At 69.5% G+C, this 17,426-nt stretch carries 19 protein-coding genes and 1 tRNA gene; 11 read left to right on the top strand and 9 right to left on the bottom strand.

Annotated elements, in window-relative coordinates:
• The first annotated feature begins 49 nt into the window (after positions 1-49).
• From LK09_RS08925 to LK09_RS08915, 3 genes are all read left to right on the top strand, one after another.
• Complete coding sequence (locus tag LK09_RS08925) at positions 50-1,516, top strand: NAD-dependent succinate-semialdehyde dehydrogenase (RefSeq protein WP_039397961.1); 1,467 nt, start codon at positions 50-52, stop codon at positions 1,514-1,516.
• Between the two features lie 19 nt (positions 1,517-1,535).
• A complete protein-coding gene (locus tag LK09_RS08920; protein ID WP_039397959.1) occupies positions 1,536-2,897 on the top strand; it encodes an NAD-dependent succinate-semialdehyde dehydrogenase in 1,362 nt (453 codons plus the stop codon).
• A gap of 360 nt (positions 2,898-3,257) precedes the next feature.
• The gene (locus LK09_RS08915; protein ID WP_039397957.1) at positions 3,258-4,061 is read left to right on the top strand and encodes a glycosyltransferase family 2 protein; all 804 of its coding nucleotides are present in this window, start codon (positions 3,258-3,260) and stop codon (positions 4,059-4,061) included.
• On the opposite strand, the gene LK09_RS08910 is transcribed toward LK09_RS08915, so the two are convergent.
• Both LK09_RS08910 and LK09_RS08905 read right to left on the bottom strand, forming a co-directional pair.
• Positions 4,012-4,938 (bottom strand): alpha/beta hydrolase, encoded by a 927-nt coding sequence (locus LK09_RS08910; RefSeq protein WP_052226562.1) that lies wholly within the window; start codon positions 4,936-4,938, stop codon positions 4,012-4,014. The two genes, LK09_RS08915 and LK09_RS08910, sit on opposite strands and share 50 nt — an antisense overlap.
• A gap of 35 nt (positions 4,939-4,973) precedes the next feature.
• The gene (locus tag LK09_RS08905; protein ID WP_052226561.1) at positions 4,974-5,735 is read right to left on the bottom strand and encodes a hypothetical protein; all 762 of its coding nucleotides are present in this window, start codon (positions 5,733-5,735) and stop codon (positions 4,974-4,976) included.
• Positions 5,736-5,998: 263 nt separating this feature from the next.
• On the opposite strand from LK09_RS08905, the gene LK09_RS08900 reads away from it, so the two are divergent.
• The 5 genes from LK09_RS08900 (at position 5,999) to rplA (ending at position 8,724) form a co-directional block, all read left to right on the top strand.
• Positions 5,999-6,071: transfer RNA gene (locus tag LK09_RS08900), tRNA-Trp, on the top strand.
• A 46-nt stretch (positions 6,072-6,117) separates the two neighbouring features.
• Positions 6,118-6,396 (top strand): preprotein translocase subunit SecE, encoded by a 279-nt coding sequence (gene secE, locus LK09_RS08895; RefSeq protein ID WP_039397955.1) that lies wholly within the window; start codon positions 6,118-6,120, stop codon positions 6,394-6,396.
• A 39-nt stretch (positions 6,397-6,435) separates the two neighbouring features.
• A complete protein-coding gene (gene nusG, locus LK09_RS08890) occupies positions 6,436-7,461 on the top strand; it encodes a transcription termination/antitermination protein NusG (protein WP_039398438.1) in 1,026 nt (341 codons plus the stop codon).
• Between the two features lie 127 nt (positions 7,462-7,588).
• On the top strand, positions 7,589-8,020 hold the full coding sequence (gene rplK, locus LK09_RS08885) for a 50S ribosomal protein L11 (protein WP_039397953.1): 432 nt from the start codon (positions 7,589-7,591) through the stop codon (positions 8,018-8,020).
• A 14-nt stretch (positions 8,021-8,034) separates the two neighbouring features.
• Positions 8,035-8,724, top strand: coding sequence for a 50S ribosomal protein L1 (rplA, locus tag LK09_RS08880; protein ID WP_039397951.1), 690 nt, complete (start codon positions 8,035-8,037; stop codon positions 8,722-8,724).
• A 49-nt stretch (positions 8,725-8,773) separates the two neighbouring features.
• Here rplA and LK09_RS08875 read toward each other — a convergent pair whose 3' ends face one another.
• Positions 8,774-9,058 carry an acylphosphatase gene (locus LK09_RS08875; protein WP_197060998.1) on the bottom strand — a complete coding sequence of 95 codons (285 nt, stop codon included), beginning with the start codon at positions 9,056-9,058 and terminating at the stop codon, positions 8,774-8,776.
• A 1-nt stretch (position 9,059) separates the two neighbouring features.
• Here LK09_RS08875 and LK09_RS08870 point away from each other — a divergent pair, with 1 nt between their 5' ends.
• Positions 9,060-9,476 (top strand): iron chaperone, encoded by a 417-nt coding sequence (locus tag LK09_RS08870; RefSeq protein ID WP_231562988.1) that lies wholly within the window; start codon positions 9,060-9,062, stop codon positions 9,474-9,476.
• A gap of 76 nt (positions 9,477-9,552) precedes the next feature.
• Here LK09_RS08870 and LK09_RS08865 read toward each other — a convergent pair whose 3' ends face one another.
• Entirely contained in the window at positions 9,553-10,221 is a 669-nt protein-coding gene (locus LK09_RS08865; protein WP_039397947.1) for a LysE/ArgO family amino acid transporter, read from the bottom strand.
• A 71-nt stretch (positions 10,222-10,292) separates the two neighbouring features.
• Here LK09_RS08865 and LK09_RS08860 point away from each other — a divergent pair, with 71 nt between their 5' ends.
• Positions 10,293-11,195, top strand: coding sequence for a LysR family transcriptional regulator ArgP (locus LK09_RS08860; protein ID WP_039397945.1), 903 nt, complete (start codon positions 10,293-10,295; stop codon positions 11,193-11,195).
• 7 nt (positions 11,196-11,202) lie between these two features.
• On the opposite strand, the gene LK09_RS08855 is transcribed toward LK09_RS08860, so the two are convergent.
• The 3 genes from LK09_RS08855 to LK09_RS08845 form a co-directional block, all read right to left on the bottom strand.
• Positions 11,203-11,703 (bottom strand): MarR family winged helix-turn-helix transcriptional regulator, encoded by a 501-nt coding sequence (locus LK09_RS08855; RefSeq protein WP_052226560.1) that lies wholly within the window; start codon positions 11,701-11,703, stop codon positions 11,203-11,205.
• A 2-nt stretch (positions 11,704-11,705) separates the two neighbouring features.
• Complete coding sequence (locus LK09_RS08850) at positions 11,706-13,439, bottom strand: MDR family MFS transporter (protein ID WP_156138690.1); 1,734 nt, start codon at positions 13,437-13,439, stop codon at positions 11,706-11,708.
• Positions 13,440-13,592: 153 nt separating this feature from the next.
• Positions 13,593-14,273: a YqaJ viral recombinase family protein gene (locus tag LK09_RS08845; protein ID WP_039397943.1), complete on the bottom strand. Its 681-nt coding sequence runs from the start codon at positions 14,271-14,273 to the stop codon at positions 13,593-13,595.
• 266 nt (positions 14,274-14,539) lie between these two features.
• On the opposite strand from LK09_RS08845, the gene LK09_RS08840 reads away from it, so the two are divergent.
• The gene (locus LK09_RS08840; RefSeq protein ID WP_231563001.1) at positions 14,540-15,811 is read left to right on the top strand and encodes a multidrug effflux MFS transporter; all 1,272 of its coding nucleotides are present in this window, start codon (positions 14,540-14,542) and stop codon (positions 15,809-15,811) included.
• Between the two features lie 24 nt (positions 15,812-15,835).
• Here the strand turns inward: LK09_RS08840 and LK09_RS08835 are convergent, their stop codons facing one another.
• Together LK09_RS08835 and LK09_RS08830 are read right to left on the bottom strand one after the other, a co-directional pair.
• Positions 15,836-16,168, bottom strand: coding sequence for a hypothetical protein (locus tag LK09_RS08835; protein WP_039397941.1), 333 nt, complete (start codon positions 16,166-16,168; stop codon positions 15,836-15,838).
• A 40-nt stretch (positions 16,169-16,208) separates the two neighbouring features.
• A complete protein-coding gene (locus tag LK09_RS08830) occupies positions 16,209-17,381 on the bottom strand; it encodes a DUF4192 family protein (RefSeq protein ID WP_197060997.1) in 1,173 nt (390 codons plus the stop codon).
• Positions 17,382-17,426: the final 45 nt, after the last annotated feature.

Below are 17,426 nucleotides of genomic sequence, written 5' to 3'. Positions count from 1 at the left end.
CCTTGCGAACGGCGCCCGCGGGCACCGTTCCGACCCGAAAGGAATCCCCATGACTGCTGCGAACGAGACGGCGCTGCTGGAGCAGGTCAACACCGGCCTGTTCATCGGTGGCGAGTGGGTCGAGGCTGAGGGTGGTCGCACCCTCGACGTGCACGACCCTTCCACGAACGAGGTCATCCGCACCATCGCGGACGCGTCGCCGGCGGACGGCATCCGGGCCCTGGATGCCGCGGTCGCCGCGCAGGAGGAGTGGGCGAACACCCCGGCGCGTCGCCGCAGTGAGATCCTGCGTCGCGCGTGGGAGCTGCTCCAGGAGCGCAAGGAGGACGCCGCGCTGCTGATGACCCTCGAGATGGGCAAGCCGATCGCGGAGGCGCGCGGCGAGGTCGCGTACGGCGGCGAGTTCGTGCGCTGGTTCTCCGAGGAGGCGGTGCGCATCTCGGGCCGCTACGGGATGAACCCGGAGGGCACCGGTCACATGGTGGTCTCGCAGCGCCCGGTGGGTCCGTCGTTCTTCATCACGCCGTGGAACTTCCCGCTGGCGATGGCGACTCGCAAGATCGCGCCGGCCCTGGCGGCCGGGTGCACCGTGGTGATCAAGCCCCCGGCACTGACCCCGCTGTCGACCATCTTCTTCGTGCAGCTGCTCGAAGAGGCGGGCCTGCCCAAGGGTGTCGTGAACGTCATCCCGACCTCGACCAGCGGCAAGGTGTCGGCGCCGATCATCGCCGACCCGCGTCTGCGCAAGCTGTCGTTCACGGGGTCGACCGAGGTGGGCCGTCGCCTGATCGCGCAGGCCGCCGAGGGCGTGCTGCGCGTGTCGATGGAGCTCGGCGGAAACGCGCCGTTCGTCGTGTTCGAGGACGCCGACCTGGACAAGGCGGTCGACGGGGCGATGGCGGCGAAGTTCCGCAACATCGGCCAGGCCTGCACCGCGGCGAACCGCTTCATCGTGCACGAGTCGGTCGCGGACGAGTTCGCCCGCAAGGTCACCGAGCGCGTGAACGGCATGAAGATCGGCCGCGGCACCGAAGAGGACGTCAACATCGGCCCGCTCATCGACACCGACGCGGTCGCGAAGGCGAAGGAGCTCGTCACCGACGCGGTCGGCCGCGGCGCCGAGCTGCGCACCGGCGGCGAGGCGCTTGCGGGTGTGGGCACCTTCTTCCAGCCCACCGTCCTCTCGAACGTGCAGCCGGGCAGCGAGATCCTCCGCGAGGAGATCTTCGGACCGGTGCTCGCCATCGCGACGTTCGCCACCGAGGACGATGCCGTGCGCCTGGCCAACGACACCGAATACGGCCTGGTGTCCTACGTGTACACGCAGGACCTGCAGCGCGGGCACCGGATGATCGAGAAGCTCGAGACCGGCATGATGGGACTGAACGCCGGTGTGGTGTCCAACGCCGCGGCCCCGTTCGGCGGTGTCAAGCAGTCCGGCATCGGCCGCGAGGGCGGCTCCGAGGGCATCCACGAGTTCCTTTCCACGAAGTACACCCTGATCCCTGCCGAGTAAGCAGAAAGAACAGATAACAATGAGCGACTACGCAGTCGTGAACCCGGCCACGGGCGAGACCCTGGCCACGTACCCCACCGCCACGGACGCCGAGATCGCGCAGGCGCTGGATGCCGCGGCATCCGCCTACGCGTCCTGGCGCGAGACCCCGGTCGCCGAGCGCGCCGCGCTCATCCGCCGCGTGGCGCAGCTGCACCGCGAGCGCCGCGACGAGCTCGCCGCGATCATCGTGCGCGAGATGGGCAAGCCTCTGTTCGCCGCGTACGCCGAGGTCGACTTCGCCGCCGACATCACCGAGTTCTACGCGGACAACGCCGAGAAGATCACCGCCGACCAGCCGCTGGACATCCTCGCCGAGGGCACCGCGGTCATCCGCAAGGCTCCGATCGGCGTCCTGCTGGGCATCATGCCGTGGAACTTCCCCTACTACCAGGTGGCGCGGTTCGCCGCTCCGAACCTGGTGCTGGGGAACACGATCATCCTCAAGCACGCCCCGCAGTGCCCCGAGTCCGCGGCCGCGATCGAGAAGATGTACCTGGATGCCGGACTCCCGGCCGGCGCGTACGTCAACGTGTACGCGACGAACGAGCAGGCGGCGGTCATCATCGGCGATCCTCGCGTGCAGGGCGTCTCGGTGACGGGTTCGGAGCGCGCCGGTGCGGCGGTCGCCGAGCTCGCCGGCCGCAACCTGAAGAAGGTGGCGCTGGAGCTGGGCGGGTCCGACCCGTTCATCCTCCTCTCGACCGACGACATCGACTCCGCGGTGGCGGGTGCTGTGGATGCGCGCCTGGACAACAACGGTCAGTCCTGCAACGCGCCGAAGCGCTTCATCGTGGTCGACGGGCTGTACGACGCCTTCCTCGAGAAGTTCACCGCGGCGATGAAGTCCCAGGTCGTGGGCGACCCGTTCGCCGACGACACGACCGTCGGCCCGCTGTCGTCGCTGCCGGCCGCCGAGCGTCTGGCGGCGCAGGTCGACAACGCGGTCGCGCAGGGCGCGACGCTGGTGACCGGCGGCACGCGTGACGGGGCGTTCTACGCGCCCACGGTGCTCACCGACGTCACACCGGACATGGACGTCTACCGCGAGGAGCTGTTCGGCCCGGCGTCGGTCGTCTATCGCGTGGCGGACGAGGATGCCGCGGTGCAGCTGGCCAACGACACCAGCTTCGGGCTGGGCTCGTACGTGTACACGACCGACCCGGCCCAGGCCGACCGCGTCGCCGACAAGATCGACGCCGGCATGGTCTACGTCAACGTGACCCTCGCGGACAGCCCCGAGCTGCCCTTCGGCGGCGTGAAGCGCTCCGGCACGTCGCGCGAGATGGGCCTGCTGGCCGCCGACGAGTTCGTCAACAAGAAGCTGATCCGCGCCAACTGACGCGGCTGACCACAACGGGCTCGGGAGCACGCTCCCGAGCCCGTTTCCCGTGCGGAATGCGCCGACGAGTGTCGTGCGCATGCACAACGAGGCGGGCGTCTCCTTGACCGTGCATCCCGCAGGAGGCCACCCCGGCGTCGCGTTCATCTTCCGCACCGACGAGGTGCCGGCCACCCACGCGGCCCGCGTCGCTGGAACGCTACGAGCGCGAGCACCGTCCGGCCGCCGAGCGCGCGCAACGCCGCGCGGCGCTCGGGGCGTCCTTCCTGGTGCCCAGAAGCGGGGCGGGCGTCGCGATGCGCGATCTGCTCGCGCGGATCATGCGCACGGTGTGAGCGCGGCCCCACTATCCTGATGCCGATGAGCACCCTCAGCATCGTCATCCCGTCGTACAACGATGCCGCGATGCTGCGCGAGTGCCTGACGGCGGTGGCCGCGCAGACGCGGCCTCCCGACGAGGTGATCGTCGTCGACAACGGCTCGACGGACGACACCGCGGCCGTCGCGCGGGCCGCGGGGGCGCGGGTGGTCCTCGAGCCCGTCCGCGGCGTCCTGCACGCCACCGCGGCGGGATTCGACGCCGCCACCGGCGACCTCATCGGCCGGCTCGATGCGGATTCACGTCCGGCGCCGGACTGGGCGGCCCGCGTAATGCACGACTTCGAGGCCGATCCCGGGCTGGACGCGGTGACCGGCAGCGGGGACTTCTACGACTGCGGCCCGTTCTGGCGCTTCGTCGGCAAACGGCTCTATCTGGGCGGCTACTTCACCGCGGTCGGGGCGATCATCGGCCGCGTGCCGCTGTTCGGGTCGAACTTCGCGATCCGGCGTTCGGCGTGGGAGCGCGTCCGGTCCCGGGTCCACCTGGAGGATCCTCGCGCGCACGACGACCTCGACATCAGCATGGTGCTCGAGCCCGACATGACCACGCGCTACGACGGCGCGCTTCACGTGGGGATCTCCGCGCGGCCGTTCGCCACGTTCGACGGGTTCGGCCGCCGAGCGTCGTGGGCGTTCCACGTCATGGGCGTGAACCTGCGCGAGGTCGGCTGGCCGGAGCGTCTCGCGCAGGCGGCACACCGCCGGAAGCGGGCGCGTCAGCGCGTGGCGCTCGTCACGCGGGCTCCGGACGCGTCCGGAACAGATCCAGCATCGCCGCAGTGAGCTGATTCGGAGCCGTCTCGCACGGGCTGTGCCCGGTGTCCAGAACCACCAGCCGCGCGTGGAGATCGGCCGCATACGTCCGGTGTGCGGCCGTGTGCCAGACGTCGCCGGTGCCCGCCACGACCAGCAGGGGGATGCCGGTGGCGCGCAGCGCCGCGGTGCGGTCCGGGGTGTGCTGCATCAGATCGAGGATGTCGCCGACGCTGGACCTTCTGGTCAGATCGAACCGCGCGGCCACGAAGGCGGCACGCTCGGCCGGAGCCCGGTTGACGTTGTGGCACAGCGCCCAGATGAACAAGCCTCCGAGGGTGCGGCCGGACACGAAGGGGCTGATCGGACCGAGCAGCTTGAACCCGCGCAGGGAATTCCCCGGCAGCGGGGGAGAGGACAGCAGCGTGAGGGTCACGAACAGCTCCGGGCGTCGGACGGCCGCCTCGACCGCGACGGTGCCGGCGAACGAGTAGCCCAGCACGTGCACCGGGGACGGGCCGTCGGCGAGGACGGCCAGCAGATCGTCGACGAAGAGGTCGAGCGTGTAGCGATGGCGCTCGGGGTCGATGTGCTCGGGGCCGGCCTGGAACGACTCGTACTGCCCCGCCAGATCGTAGGACTCGACGCGGCAGCCGGCTGCCGCCAGGGCCGGCATCATCAGCGTGAAGTCCTCCTTCGACCCGGTCGCACCCGGGACGAGCAGCACCCGCGGTCCGTCCGCGGGTCCCATCCGCACGCGGGCCAAGCCGCCGCTGGGCGCGTCGAGCACGTCGCGTTCCGCCTCAGCGGGCAGCACGCTCCAGTCGATGGCGCCCAGCTGCGCGTCGCGCCGCGCGGCGTCGGCCAGGAGCACCGCGAACCGGTCGTCGTCGGGCAGCACGCTCACGTCGGCATCCTATTGCCGACGTGAGCGTGCTGTCTTCAGGCCGAGGTCACCGCGGCGAGGTCGGCTTTCAGCTGGGCCATGTTGAACCCCTCGGGGCTCTTGCCGTTCTTGAGGTACTCCCGCGAGACGTAGGCGTAGCTCTCGTCGTTGTACTCCGTGAGGAAGGCGTCGGTCATCGGCTGCTCCTTGCCCCACGTCACGATCACGAGCCGCCCGTCCCGGCGCGCCACGGCGCTGATGTAGTGGCCGCCCTCGATCGGGGAGCCGGGAACGACGTCCCAGGGCTGTCCGGCGTTGAACTGGTCCATCGCGCTCTTCGGGAACCGCACGCCCACGCCGACAGCGCCGAACAGGTACAGCGCCAGCAGGTGCTCCTGCACGTCGCCGGGCGTGAGGGCGAGGTACGCCCCGATCCGGTGGTGCTTGCCGTTCGCGTCGACGATGCCGGTCTTGCGGCGGTAGCTGGCCGCGACGGCCGGGTCCGTGCCCTGGTCCGAGTTCGGATCGGAGGGGTTGTAGCCGGTGATGGCGGAGTAGTTCTTGAGCGCCGCGTCGGTCGACACGGGGATCTCGGAGCTGCCGATCGAGGTCCACAGCATGGTCTCGTGCAGGGCGCCGGCGATCACGCAGTCGCCGACGGAGTCGTTGCCGAGCATCTCCCAGGCGCCGACCTGGCCGTCATGGCCGAAGACGTCGGGCGGCGTCGGCAGCTGTGCGGGCTGCAGGTACGTCGCGAGCTTGAGCTTGACCGCGCCCGGCCGGGCGGGGAGCTTGCCGAGTTTCAACTGTCCAGCCATGACGACCTCCTGGTGTGAGCTGACGAGAGTAGGAGGACGCGCCCGGGCGTCCTGATACGTCCGGATGCCTGCGATCTCACCGATCGCACGGCCCGCGCCGCGCCCGGGCGGGGGGCCCGGTTCGCGACCGGTCGGGGCATGCCGTAGACTTGATCGTGCAGTGATTGTCTGCATTCTTTCGCCGTGCCCGCCATCGGGAGCGGCTCCCGTTCCGGATACGAAGCGGGGTGGGATGCCGGCAGCCTCGAGATCCCCGGGTCTCTAGGGCGGTAGCTCAATTGGCAGAGCAGCGGTCTCCAAAACCGCAGGTTGCAGGTTCGATTCCTGTCCGCCCTGCGCATCAGCACACGCTGGTACAACGAAAGCAATTCAGGTGGGTTCGATGGTCCAGGACGGGTCGAAGGGTGAGGTCGTCACGACGAGTGACGCGCCGCGCGAGAAGAAGCCGGGCGCTTTCTCTCGTATGGCCCTCTTCATCCGCCAGGTGTTCGCCGAGCTTCGCAAGGTCGTCACTCCGACGCGCCAGGAGCTGCTGAAGTACACGGCGGTCGTCCTCGGCTTCGTCGTGGTCATGATGGCCCTCGTCTACGGTCTGGACGTTCTCTTCGTCTGGGTGACGACGGTGGTGTTCGGCACTCCGGGCACCGTCACCGGCGGCTGACGGGCCGGCATCCGACCCCCGAAGGAAAGAGTGACGCACGTGTCCGAACGATATGTCGACGACGCCGACTGGGCGACCGCGGCTGAGCAGTCCAGCGAGGACGACGAGGCGCAGGAGGGCAACGTCCTGCACGCGCAGGAGCGCTCCGTGGACCCCGCCGAGCACTCCGCCCTGCATGTCGTGGACGAGTCCGACGAGGACGAGGGCGACAACGAAGAACTTGACGACATCGAAGACCCGGAGGCTGACGCGATCGTGAACGACGCTCTGAATCTCGACGAGGCTGCGGAGGCGGAGGCCGCCGCAGAGGTGATCAACGACTCCATCGCCGAAGAGGCCGACGAGCGCATCGCCGCGGCATCCGCCGAGGTCGACGCCTACGACGGCCCCGACGTGAACGGCGACGAGGACCGCCCCGGCGTCGGCGAAGACGACGACGAGGACGCCGACCCCTACGACGCCTTCCGCGCCGAACTGCGCTCCCTCCCGGGCAAGTGGTACGTCATCCACTCCTACGCCGGCTTCGAGCGCAAGGTGAAGGCCAACATCGAGCAGCGCAAGTCGACGCTCGAGGTCGAGGAAGACATCTACCAGATCGAGGTCCCGATGGAGGACGTCGTCGAGATCAAGAACGGACAGCGCAAGATGGTCACGCGCGTCCGGATCCCCGGCTACGTGCTCGTGCGCATGGAGCTCAACGAAGACACCTGGTCGGTCGTGCGCCACACGCCGGGCGTCACCGGCTTCGTCGGCAACGCGCACAACCCGACTCCGCTGCGGTTCGAAGAGGCCTTCAACATGCTGAAGTCGCTCGTCGAGGTCCGCGAGGTCGCGACCAGCAAGGCCGGTGCGCCCAAGGCCGCCGCCGCCGCGCAGCGCTCGGTGGTCACCGAGGTCGACTTCGAGATCGGCGAGACCATCACCATCAAGGACGGCTCGTTCGCCGGCCTTCCCGGGTCGATCAGCGAGATCAAGCCCGAGAGCGGCAAGCTCACCGTGCTCGTGTCGCTCTTCGAGCGCGAGACCCCGGTCGAGCTGTCGTTCGACCAGGTCACCAAGCAGTGAGCTTGATCCGGTAAGATAGTTCGGTTGGCCTTTTCGGCCGACGAATCCCACACCACTCCCAGGAACCGCCTGGTCGTGGAAGCGCGCTCGCGGCATCAGCTCCGAGCGCTCGACAGAAGGAAGCACAATGGCACCGAAGAAGAAGGTGACCGGCCTGATCAAGCTTCAGATCAACGCCGGTGCAGCCAACCCGGCGCCGCCGATCGGCCCCGCGCTCGGTCAGCATGGCGTCAACATCATGGAGTTCTGCAAGGCGTACAACGCCGCGACCGAGTCGCAGCGCGGCAACGTCATCCCCGTGGAGATCACCGTCTACGAGGACCGCAGCTTCACCTTCATCCTGAAGACCCCGCCGGCCGCCGAGCTCATCAAGAAGGCCGCCGGTCTGCAGAAGGGCTCCGCCACCCCGCACACGGTCAAGGTGGGCAAGCTCACCAAGGACCAGGTCCGTGCGATCGCCGAGCAGAAGCAGCCCGACCTGAACGCGAACGACATCGAGGCCGCCTCGAAGATCATCGCCGGCACCGCCCGTTCCATGGGCATCACGGTCGAGGACTGAGGGGAATAACGACTATGGCTACCAAGTCCAAGGCCTACCAGGCCGCCGCGGCGAAGATCGACGCCGACAAGTTCTACAGCACCACCGAGGCCGTCGCGCTCGCCAAGGAGACCGGGTCGAAGAAGTTCGACTCGACCGTCGAGGTCGCGCTGAAGCTCTCGGTCGACCCCCGCAAGGCCGACCAGATGGTGCGCGGCACCGTCATCCTGCCCCACGGCACCGGCAAGACCGCCCGCGTGATCGTCTTCGCGACCGGCCCGGCCGCTGAGGCCGCCATCGCCGCGGGCGCCGACGAGGTCGGCGGCGCCGAGCTCATCGAGAAGGTCGCCGGCGGCTGGACCGCGTTCGACGCGGCCGTCTCCACGCCCGAGCTCATGGGCCAGGTCGGTCGTCTGGGTAAGGTCCTCGGCCCCCGCGGCCTGATGCCGAACCCCAAGACCGGCACCGTGACCCCCAACCCGGCCAAGGCCGTCGAGGAGATCAAGGGCGGCAAGATCGAGTTCCGCGTCGACAAGCACGCCAACGTGCACTTCGTCGTCGGCAAGGCCTCGTTCTCGGCCGAGCAGCTGCACGAGAACCTCTCGACCGCTCTCGAGGAGATCATCCGCCTGAAGCCGTCGAGCTCGAAGGGCCGCTACATCCAGAAGGGTGCGGTGTCGACCACGTTCGGCCCCGGCATCCCGCTGGACGTCAACGCGTTCTGACGCTCGCACTGAAGAGGCCCCGCCGTTCGGCGGGGCCTCTTCTGCATGTTCAGGCGGTCGGCAGGATGTCGAAGCCGTCCGCCCCGGTCGGCGGGACGTCCGTCGTTCGGACACTGGCCGGGCGCGCGAAGTGCGGTCCGTGCCGCATCCAGTCGACCATCGCCTCGACCTGCGAAGCGGTCCCCTCGATCTCGGCCTCGACGCATCCGTCGGGTCGATTGCGCACCCAGCCCGCGACGCCGGTCTCGTCGGCGACCCGCCGCATCGAGTAGCGGTAGCCGACCCCCTGGACCTCGCCGGTCACGATCGCGTGCACTCTTCTCACCCTTGCCATTGTGGACCCCGCCACCGGGGACTGGCAGGATGCCGCCATGGGCACGATCGACGACTACCTCGGGACCCTCGCCGAGTCCGACCGGGCGGTGATCGCACACGTGTACGCGGTGGCCGGGGAGGGCATCGAGACCGAGCAGGGAACCAGCTACGCGATGCCGGCGCTGCTGTACCGCGGAAAGGCCCTCCTCGCCGTCATGCGCACCAAGAAGCATCTCGGGCTGTATCCGTTCAGCGGTCGCGTCCCGCTGGTGGTGGCCGACGAGCTGGATTCCCTTGCGGATGTCGGGGTGGAACGGGAGAAGGGGACGATCCGCTTCCAGCCCGAGCATCCGCTGCCCGACGACGTGATCCGCCGGATCGTCGCCGCCCGCATCGCCGAGATCGAAGACCCGGGCCTGCGGCGCTCGCGTCCGTGAGCCGCCCTCCCGGTCCCTGAGCCGCGGCCCCGGTCCCTGAGCGAGCGAAGCGAGACGAAGGGACCCGGCGGTCACATCACGCCCCGACGACGAGATTCACCGCGATGACCGTCATGACGATGGCGATGATCCCGTCCAGGATGCGCCACGCTCGCGGCGTCGACAGCCAGCGACCGAGGAATCGGGCGCCGTAGGCGAGCGCGAAGAACCACAGGGCGCTCGCGCACACGGCCCCCAGCGCGAACCACCCTCGGTCGGCACCGTGGGTCGATGCGATCGATCCGAGGAGGAAGACGGTGTCGAGGTAGACGTGCGGGTTGAGCCAGGTGAGCGCGAGGCACGTGGTCAGCGCTGCGGCCAGACCCGTGCGGGACGCCACCGCCGTCGCACCCGGGCGGGATCCCGTGTCGGCGCGTCCGCCCGCCTGCTCCACGTCGTCGGCCACCGCGAGGGCCTCGCCCGACGGCCGCCAGGCGCGGCGGGCGGCGAGCACCGCATAGCCGAGGAGGAAGACGGCGCCCGCCCACCGCGCCACGGTCAGCAGCCAAGGAACCGTCTGCAGCGCCAGGCCCACGCCCGAGACCCCGAGCAGAATCAGGGCGGCATCCGACAGTGTGCAGACCAGCGCCACCGCCAGCACGTGCTCGCGGCGCAGCCCCTGTCGCAGCACGAAGAGGTTCTGGGCGCCGATGGCGACGATGAGCGAGAGTCCGAGGCCGAGACCGGCGAGGGCGGCGGTGAGCATGCTTCGACGCTACGAGCGGGGACGGAACAAGTACAGCTCATGATTCTACAGATGCATTAGCCTGGCTGTCGATGAAGATCGCGCTCGAGCTTGCCGAGACCCTGGCCGCCGTGGTGGACGAGGGAACGCTGGATGCCGCCGCACGGCGACTGCACATCACGCCGTCCGCGGTGAGTCAGCGCATCAAGACCCTCGAACGGGAACTCGGCCGCGTGCTGCTGGTGCGGTCCAAACCCGCCCGTGTCACCGATGCCGGTGCCGTCGTCGTGCGACTTGCGCGGCAGCTGACGCTCCTCGAGCACGATGCGCGCGCGGCGCTCGGAGCAGAGGAGGACGGCCAGGATGCTCCGGTGACCGTGCCGCTCGCGGTGAACGCCGACTCGCTGGCCACGTGGTTCCTCGCACCCCTCGCGCGGCTCGCCGTCGAGCATCCGGTCTGCTTCGAGCTGCACCGCGACGATCAGGAGTACACCACCGGCCAGCTGGAGGAGGGTCTCGTGATGGGGGCGGTCACCTCGCAGGCCGAGGCCGTGGCGGGATGCAGCGTCACGCCGATCGGAACCATGCGCTATCGGGCGGTGGCCGCGCCGGCCTTCGCCGCCCGCTGGTTCCCGGACGGCGCCACGGCGGGCGCTCTCGCGGCGGCTCCCGCGGTGGACTTCAACCGGAAGGACGAACTGCAGACCGACTGGCTCGTCGCGCGCGGCGTCGACCCGTCCGTTCCGCCCCGGCATCAGGTGCCGTCCTCCGCCGACTTCGCCACCGCCGTCCGGATGGGGATGGGCTGGGGGATGCTGCCGCCGTTCCAGTGCGACCAGGACCTGGCGACGGGAGCGCTGACGTCGCTGGGCGACCCGCCGATCGACGTTCCGCTGTACTGGCAGCAGTGGAACCTCCGCTCCGGCCTGCTCGACGCGGTCGGGGCGGCCATCGTCGCCGAGGGCCGCCGTGCCCTCGCGGACCCCGCGGGCTGAGTGCGGGTCAGGGTGCGGTCGGCGGGGTGGCCGTCCGGAGGGCGTGGAGCAGGCGGGTCAGGGTGCGGATGTCTTCGACGTCCCACAGCTCCAGCGCGTCGATGAGGCTGTGCTGGTGGGGATGCCGGGCGGCGTCCAGCTTCGCGAGCCCGACGGCCGTGGGAGTCACCAGGCTCACGCGGGCATCCGCGGGGTCGGGCGTGCGGTCGATGAGACCGTGCTCCTGCAGCCCGCGAAGGATGCGCGAGATCTGCCCCTTGTCCATCAGCAGTTCGTCGGCGAGCGCCGTCGCGGTGACCGACCCGGCCCGCACGATCGCCGTGAACACCTTGTAGTCGCCGGGCATGAGGCCGGGGCTGAGCCTGGTGGCGGTCTCCGCCACCAGGCGCTGGATCTGGCCCATCAAGGCCGAGAACTCCGCCTCCAGGGTCTGTGCGGCCTCCGTCCGTGCCGGAGACGGCGCCGGCGCGGGACGGGGCGCCGTCTCCGGGGGCGTGTGCGTCAGCATGGTCACTCCGCGCTGAGGCCGGCCTCGCGCGCCTCGCGGCGGGTGAGGGAGATCGGACCCGTGGCGGTCAGCTCCTGCATGGCCTCGGGCACCGAGACCGTCGCGAGATCGGCCTCGGACGCCTGGAGGCGCTCGGAGGTCGTCATCCGGGTGAGGGGCTTGTTGGGCAGGAAGCAGATCGCGATGAGGCTGATGATGGCGAACGGCACCGCGATGAGAAACGAGTGCGAGATGCCCTGCGCGTAGATGTCCTCGAAGATGACCCGCAGCGCCTCCGGCATCGCGGACACCTTCGGGAGGGACCCCGACTGCAGCTGCGCGGCCCAGTGCGGGGCATCCGCACCGAGCGAGAGGAGCGCCTGGGCGAGATCGGCCTTCGCGGCGCCGAGGAGCTCGGCCACCTTGGCGGCGAGCGCGGCGCCCATCACCGAGACGCCGATCGTGCCGCCGAGGCTGCGGAAGAACGTGACGCCCGAGCTGGCGACGCCGATCTTCGACGGGTCGGTGCTGTTCTGCACGACGAGCACGAGGTTCTGCATCGTCATCCCGACGCCGGCGCCGAGGAGGAACATGTACAGCGAGACGAGGGCGAAGTTCGTGTCGTAGTGGATCGTCGACAGCAGCCAGGCGCCGGCGATGAGCAGGACCGACCCGACCACGAGGTACGACTTCCAGCGACCGTACTTGGTGACCAGTCCGCCGATGCCGACGGACGCCAGCAGCAGGCCGGCGATCATCGGGATCGTCATGAGACCGGCCTGGGTGGGCGTGGCGCCCCGCGCGAGCTGCATGTACTGGCTGAGGAAGACCGACGCGCCGAACATCGCGATCCCGGTGGCGATGGAGGCGACGACGGCGAGCGTGAACGTCCGGCTCTTGAAGAGGTCGAGCGGGATCAGTGGCTCCGTGACCACGAGTTCGACGATCACGAAGAGGATGCCCGCGAGGATCGCGCCGCCGACCATGAGCAACGTCAGCAGGCTCCACCAGTCGTTGTTACCGAGGTCCGACCAGTTGTCGAGCTTGTGCGTGCCTGCGTTGGTGACCCAGATGAGAAGGAGCGACACGGACACGGACAGCAGCACGATGCCGAGGTAGTCGATCGAGGTCTTCTTCTTCGGGCGGGACGGGATGTGCAGTGTCTTCTGCACGATGATGAGCGCCACGATCGCGACCGGGAGGGACACGAAGAAGTTCCAGCGCCAGCCCCAGGCATCCGTGATCACGCCGCCGAGCAGCGGGCCGCCGATCGTGGCGAGTGCCATCACCGCACCGAACAGGCCCATGTAGCGACCGCGCTCGCGCGGGCTGATGATGTCCGCCATGAGCACCTGGCTGAGCGCGGCGAGGCCGCCGGCGCCGATGCCCTGGACCGCCCGAGACGCGATCAGCATCTCGGGGTTCTGTGCGAAGCCGGCCGACGCCGTGGCGACGACGAAGATGACGATCGCGAGCTGATACAGCACCTTGCGGTTTGTGAGGTCGGCGAGCTTGCCCCAGATCGGCGTGGAGATCGCCGTGGTGAGGAGGGTCGCGGTGACCACCCACGTGAAGGCCGCCTGATTGCCGTCGAGGTCGTGGACGATGACCGGAAGGGACGACGACACGACGGTGGAGGCGAGCATCGAGACGAACATGCCCAGCAGCAGGCCGGTGAGGGCCTCGAGCACCTGCCGGTGCGTCATGGGCTTGGGTGCGGCGTGCGTGCGATGAGCGCCGGTGGAGGGGGAGGGCATGCGGATCCTTCGTGACGTGGGGCGGATGCCGCGGCGACGCTGACGCGGAAGAAGTTGACGAAAGCAACTGTTGAGCTGAGTCAACTATAGGGCAGTTGTTGATGCGCGTCAACTATCGCCGCCGGCACGGCGCGTGCGACGCGTGCGGCGTCGTCAGTCGGCGAGGGCGAGCGCGCGGTAGGCGTCGCGCGTGGCCTCGCGCTCCGTGCGCCGGGACGACGCCGGAACCCGGTCGGCGTACACGCTGCGTCCGAGTTGCGTGCGACTGTAGAGCTCGTCGATCAGGCAGGTCGCGAGCTTGACCAGCTTGGCGATCTCCACGTCGTCACGGTCGACCCACATGCACCGGGGCTCGTCGTCGACCGGCACGAAACCGTCGTGCTCCTCCCATGCCACGAGGGTCCGCTCCGCCCCGATGACATGCTGCTGCCACCACACCTGGCGCAGATAGTTGCGGGGGATCGACCGCCAGGTCTTGTTGGTGGTCTTGATCTCGGCCAGGATGATGCGTCCGGCGGAATCCTGCTTGATGCCGTCCGGTGTCGCGAGGTGACGCTTCTCGATGACGGCGTGAAAGAGCGCGGAGGACGGTTCGATGCCGTGGGTCGCCGCGACCCAGCGGGCGATCTCGGGCTCACGACGCCGACCGTGGTCGGTGTACGCGTTGCCCGCGAACCCGGATCCGTTCAGCTTCGCCTCCGCGGCGCGGGCGATCGCGCGCTCGGAGGTGAGCGTCGCCACGTCGGTCGCGGTGATCCCGCGGGAGCGGGCACGCAGCCACGCCACCCGGTCGCGCGAATCGGCGATGATGCGCGCTTCGAGTTCGGGGGTCACCCTCCGAGGTTACGCCGGGTCCCGGACACGTGCGGGATGCCGCGCCGGACGGCCACCACCGAGGAGCTGGAATACCGACGCACCTGTTGGTTTTACCCAGGGACGTCCCCTAAACTGGATCGGTTGTGCCTGCCGGTGCGGCGTCATCCCCAGTTCCGAGATCGAGTACGCGTTTGTTCGACACCGCCACAGTTCCCGTCATCCCTTCGCAGCCCGTCCCGCCGGAGGCTCCCCAGCCCGCCGGCGAATCCCTCTACACGGGCTCGATCCCCGTCTCCACGGGGTCCGTCCGGATCGCTCCGGCGCCGCGTTATCCGGGCGACGCGCTCTCCAACGCGCGCCGCACGCTCTACGTGGTGCTGCTGGGTGCACTGACCGCCCTCGGCCCGTTCACCATCGATCTCTACCTGCCCGCGTTCCCCGTGGTGCAGCACGATTTCCAGACCACCGCGGCGATGGTGCAGCTCACCCTCACCGGGACCATGATCGGATTCGGTCTCGGCCAGCTCATCGTCGGACCGCTGAGCGACAAGGTCGGCCGGCGCGTTCCGCTGCTGATCGTGACCGGTCTGCACGTCGCGGCATCCGTCGTCGCCTGCATCGCGCCCACGCTGCTGATGCTGGGCGGGGCGCGCGTCGTGATGGGCATCGGCGCCGCGGCCGGCGGCGTGGTCGCGATGGCGATGGTGCGCGACCTGTTCGGCGGCCGGCGCCTGGTCGTCATGCTCAGCCGGCTGTCGCTCGTGTCGGGCGTGGCGCCGGTGGCGGCACCCCTGATCGGTTCGGCCCTGCTGCTGGTGATGCCGTGGCGGGGGATCTTCCTCGTGCTCGCCGCGTACGGACTCGTGATGCTCGTGTGCTCGCTGTTCGTCCTGCCGGAGACGCTCGTGCGCGATGCGCGCGGTGCGGCCGCGGGCACTCTCACTCTCGGGCAGCGGTACGCCAGCGTGTTCCGCGACCGCGTGTTCGTCGGAGTGCTCATCATCGGGGCGATGGCGTTCAGCGGCCTGTTCTCCTACCTGTCCAGCTCGTCGTTCCTCTTCCAGGACGGCTACGGGTTCACCCCGCAGCAGTTCGGTCTCCTGTTCGCCGCGAACTCGGTGGGCGTCGTCGGCGGTGTCCAGATCGCCGCGCGCCTCGCGAACCGCTACGGGCCGCAGTGGGTGCTGGCGTGGTCGACGGCGGCCCTGGTCGCGTCGTCCATCGCGATCATCGTCACCGACCAGCTGCATCTCGGGATGTGGGGCACGATCATCCCGCTGTTCTTCTTCATGACCGCGTGCGGGTTCACTTTCCCCTGCGGGCAGGCGCTGGCCCTCGACCGGCATGGCGCGGCGGCGGGCACGGCGGCATCGCTGCTCGGTGCGGCCAACAGTGTCGTCGCCGGCCTCGTCTCGCCGATCGTCGGCGTGATCGCGGCCGGATCGGGCATCACCGCGACGACCATGGCGATGGTCATGGTCGGATGCGCGCTGGTCGCCGTGCTGGCGCTCTGGGCGCTCGTGCGTCCGCGGACCGTGCCGATGATGGGGGAGTGAGGCCGCAGCCCCGCTGAGCTGCGATCAGTCGCGGCCCGCGCCGAAGACGTGCCTCGTCAGGGCGTTGACGTCGCGATCGAGGTCGTCGAGGCGCCGGTCGATCCCGCCCAGGCGGGTGTCGACGGCTTCGAACCGCGCGTCGACGGCTTCGAATCGCGCGTTCATCTCTTCGCGCAACCCGTCGAACCGTGCACCCATCTCGCTGCGGACCGAGGTCATCTCGGTGCGGAACTCGCTGCGCAGGCTCACGAACTGCACTCTGATCGTGCGCTGGATCGAGGTCAGCACGAAAGCCAGCGATCCGATGAGAGTCGCGGCGAGCACGCTCACAGCGGTCCAGGCGATCGGTTCACTCATGGGAAGCACCTTCCTATTCTCATCCGGTTTGATCGCGATGTCACTTCTCGCTCGGGGCCGAGCGCCGCCGCGTCCGGCGATCGGTCTCCCCGTACAGCCACGCGGGAGTCGTGTGCTCGAACATCGAACGAAGGGCCGCCGGCAGCGGGTTGCCGGGATCGATTCGGGCCGCTGAGTCGAGGACCTCGAAGGCGGAGACGGTGAGCCCGAGCGCCCACCGCACCCAGGCGAGCGCGCACATCGCCCAGGAGCGGTCGGGGCGCCGGCAGTGCGCAATCGCGCGACCGAGCAGCACGGCGCCCACCTGGAGCCGGTCCGCGGAAGGCACCTGGGCCGTCTTCCCGCTCATGAGCCCGCTGATGCGCTGAAGCTGCGGGTCATCGTCCTGCATCAGAAGATCGATCGGCAGGCATCCTGCTTCTGCCGCCTCCCCTCGGAGCGCCAGCGTGCGGGCCCACGACAGTGACCCGACCTCGCGTCCGAACGCGATCTGCAGCACCGTGCGATCGACCGCGCCCTCGGTGTCGATCTGGGCGAGGAGGTGCGCGAGTGTCTGTGGGCCTGCCTCGGCAGGTTCCCGAGAGAGCGCCCGTTCGAGCAGGTCGACCGGATTCGGCGGCTCGGCGGTGGTCATCCGGCCGAACGCGTCGGTCTCGGCGCCGAAGTCCGCGCGCGCCCCGACGAGCTCCGTGACCCGGCGGGCGAGGTCCGGGTCGGCGATCGGAAGGGCGAAGATCGCGGGATCGAGCTGCCCGTCCGCGGGAATGCGCCGCGCGGCCGTCTCCAGGTCGGAGAGCGGCCAGGGTGCTTCCGGATCTCCGTCGAAGAATGGCATCCACGCATCTGATGCCACGATCGCGGCATCCTTGATGTGGTAGCCCGACGAGTGCAGCCTCTCCAGGAGCAGGGCGAGCCGGGCGTTCCAGGCGGAGACGATCTCGGCGAAGGGCTGGTCGCGGTAGACCGCCACGACGACGTTGTCGCAGAACTCGAGGCGATCAAGGCTTGCGATCACCCTGGACGCGATCCGGTGCACCGAGTCGTCGGTCGGGCTCGGCTCGACGCGCACCCTCACCGCGCGGGTGGCGGTCTTGCCGCTGAAGGGCGCGACGATGATGCTGTCGTCCGCCGGGAGTCCAGCGAGAGCGGGCAGGAACGCGACGGCTTCGGCGGTCGTACTGAGTCGGACGGGGGGCGGTGCGATGTCGGTCATGGATCCCATGGTGGTTGTCCGCCGGGAGCATCTGCGGGCGGGGCC

The organism is Microbacterium mangrovi (assembly GCF_000802305.1).
GTDB lineage: Bacteria > Actinomycetota > Actinomycetes > Actinomycetales > Microbacteriaceae > Microbacterium > Microbacterium mangrovi.
The sequence above is the reverse complement of the archived record's forward strand: the minus strand, read 5'-3'. Positions and strand labels throughout refer to the sequence as shown.

Coding starts and splice junctions, on each gene's coding strand:
- LK09_RS08925 (WP_039397961.1), top strand. CDS start 50: ATGACTGCTGCGAACGAGACGGCGCTGCTGGAGCAGGTCAACACCGGC.
- LK09_RS08920 (WP_039397959.1), top strand. CDS start 1,536: ATGAGCGACTACGCAGTCGTGAACCCGGCCACGGGCGAGACCCTGGCC.
- LK09_RS08915 (WP_039397957.1), top strand. CDS start 3,258: ATGAGCACCCTCAGCATCGTCATCCCGTCGTACAACGATGCCGCGATG.
- LK09_RS08905 (WP_052226561.1), bottom strand. CDS start 5,735: ATGGCTGGACAGTTGAAACTCGGCAAGCTCCCCGCCCGGCCGGGCGCG.
- secE (WP_039397955.1), top strand. CDS start 6,118: ATGGTCCAGGACGGGTCGAAGGGTGAGGTCGTCACGACGAGTGACGCG.
- rplK (WP_039397953.1), top strand. CDS start 7,589: ATGGCACCGAAGAAGAAGGTGACCGGCCTGATCAAGCTTCAGATCAAC.
- rplA (WP_039397951.1), top strand. CDS start 8,035: ATGGCTACCAAGTCCAAGGCCTACCAGGCCGCCGCGGCGAAGATCGAC.
- LK09_RS08875 (WP_197060998.1), bottom strand. CDS start 9,058: ATGGCAAGGGTGAGAAGAGTGCACGCGATCGTGACCGGCGAGGTCCAG.
- LK09_RS08865 (WP_039397947.1), bottom strand. CDS start 10,221: ATGCTCACCGCCGCCCTCGCCGGTCTCGGCCTCGGACTCTCGCTCATC.
- LK09_RS08860 (WP_039397945.1), top strand. CDS start 10,293: ATGAAGATCGCGCTCGAGCTTGCCGAGACCCTGGCCGCCGTGGTGGAC.
- LK09_RS08855 (WP_052226560.1), bottom strand. CDS start 11,703: ATGCTGACGCACACGCCCCCGGAGACGGCGCCCCGTCCCGCGCCGGCG.
- LK09_RS08850 (WP_156138690.1), bottom strand. CDS start 13,439: ATGCCCTCCCCCTCCACCGGCGCTCATCGCACGCACGCCGCACCCAAG.
- LK09_RS08835 (WP_039397941.1), bottom strand. CDS start 16,168: ATGAGTGAACCGATCGCCTGGACCGCTGTGAGCGTGCTCGCCGCGACT.
- LK09_RS08830 (WP_197060997.1), bottom strand. CDS start 17,381: ATGACCGACATCGCACCGCCCCCCGTCCGACTCAGTACGACCGCCGAA.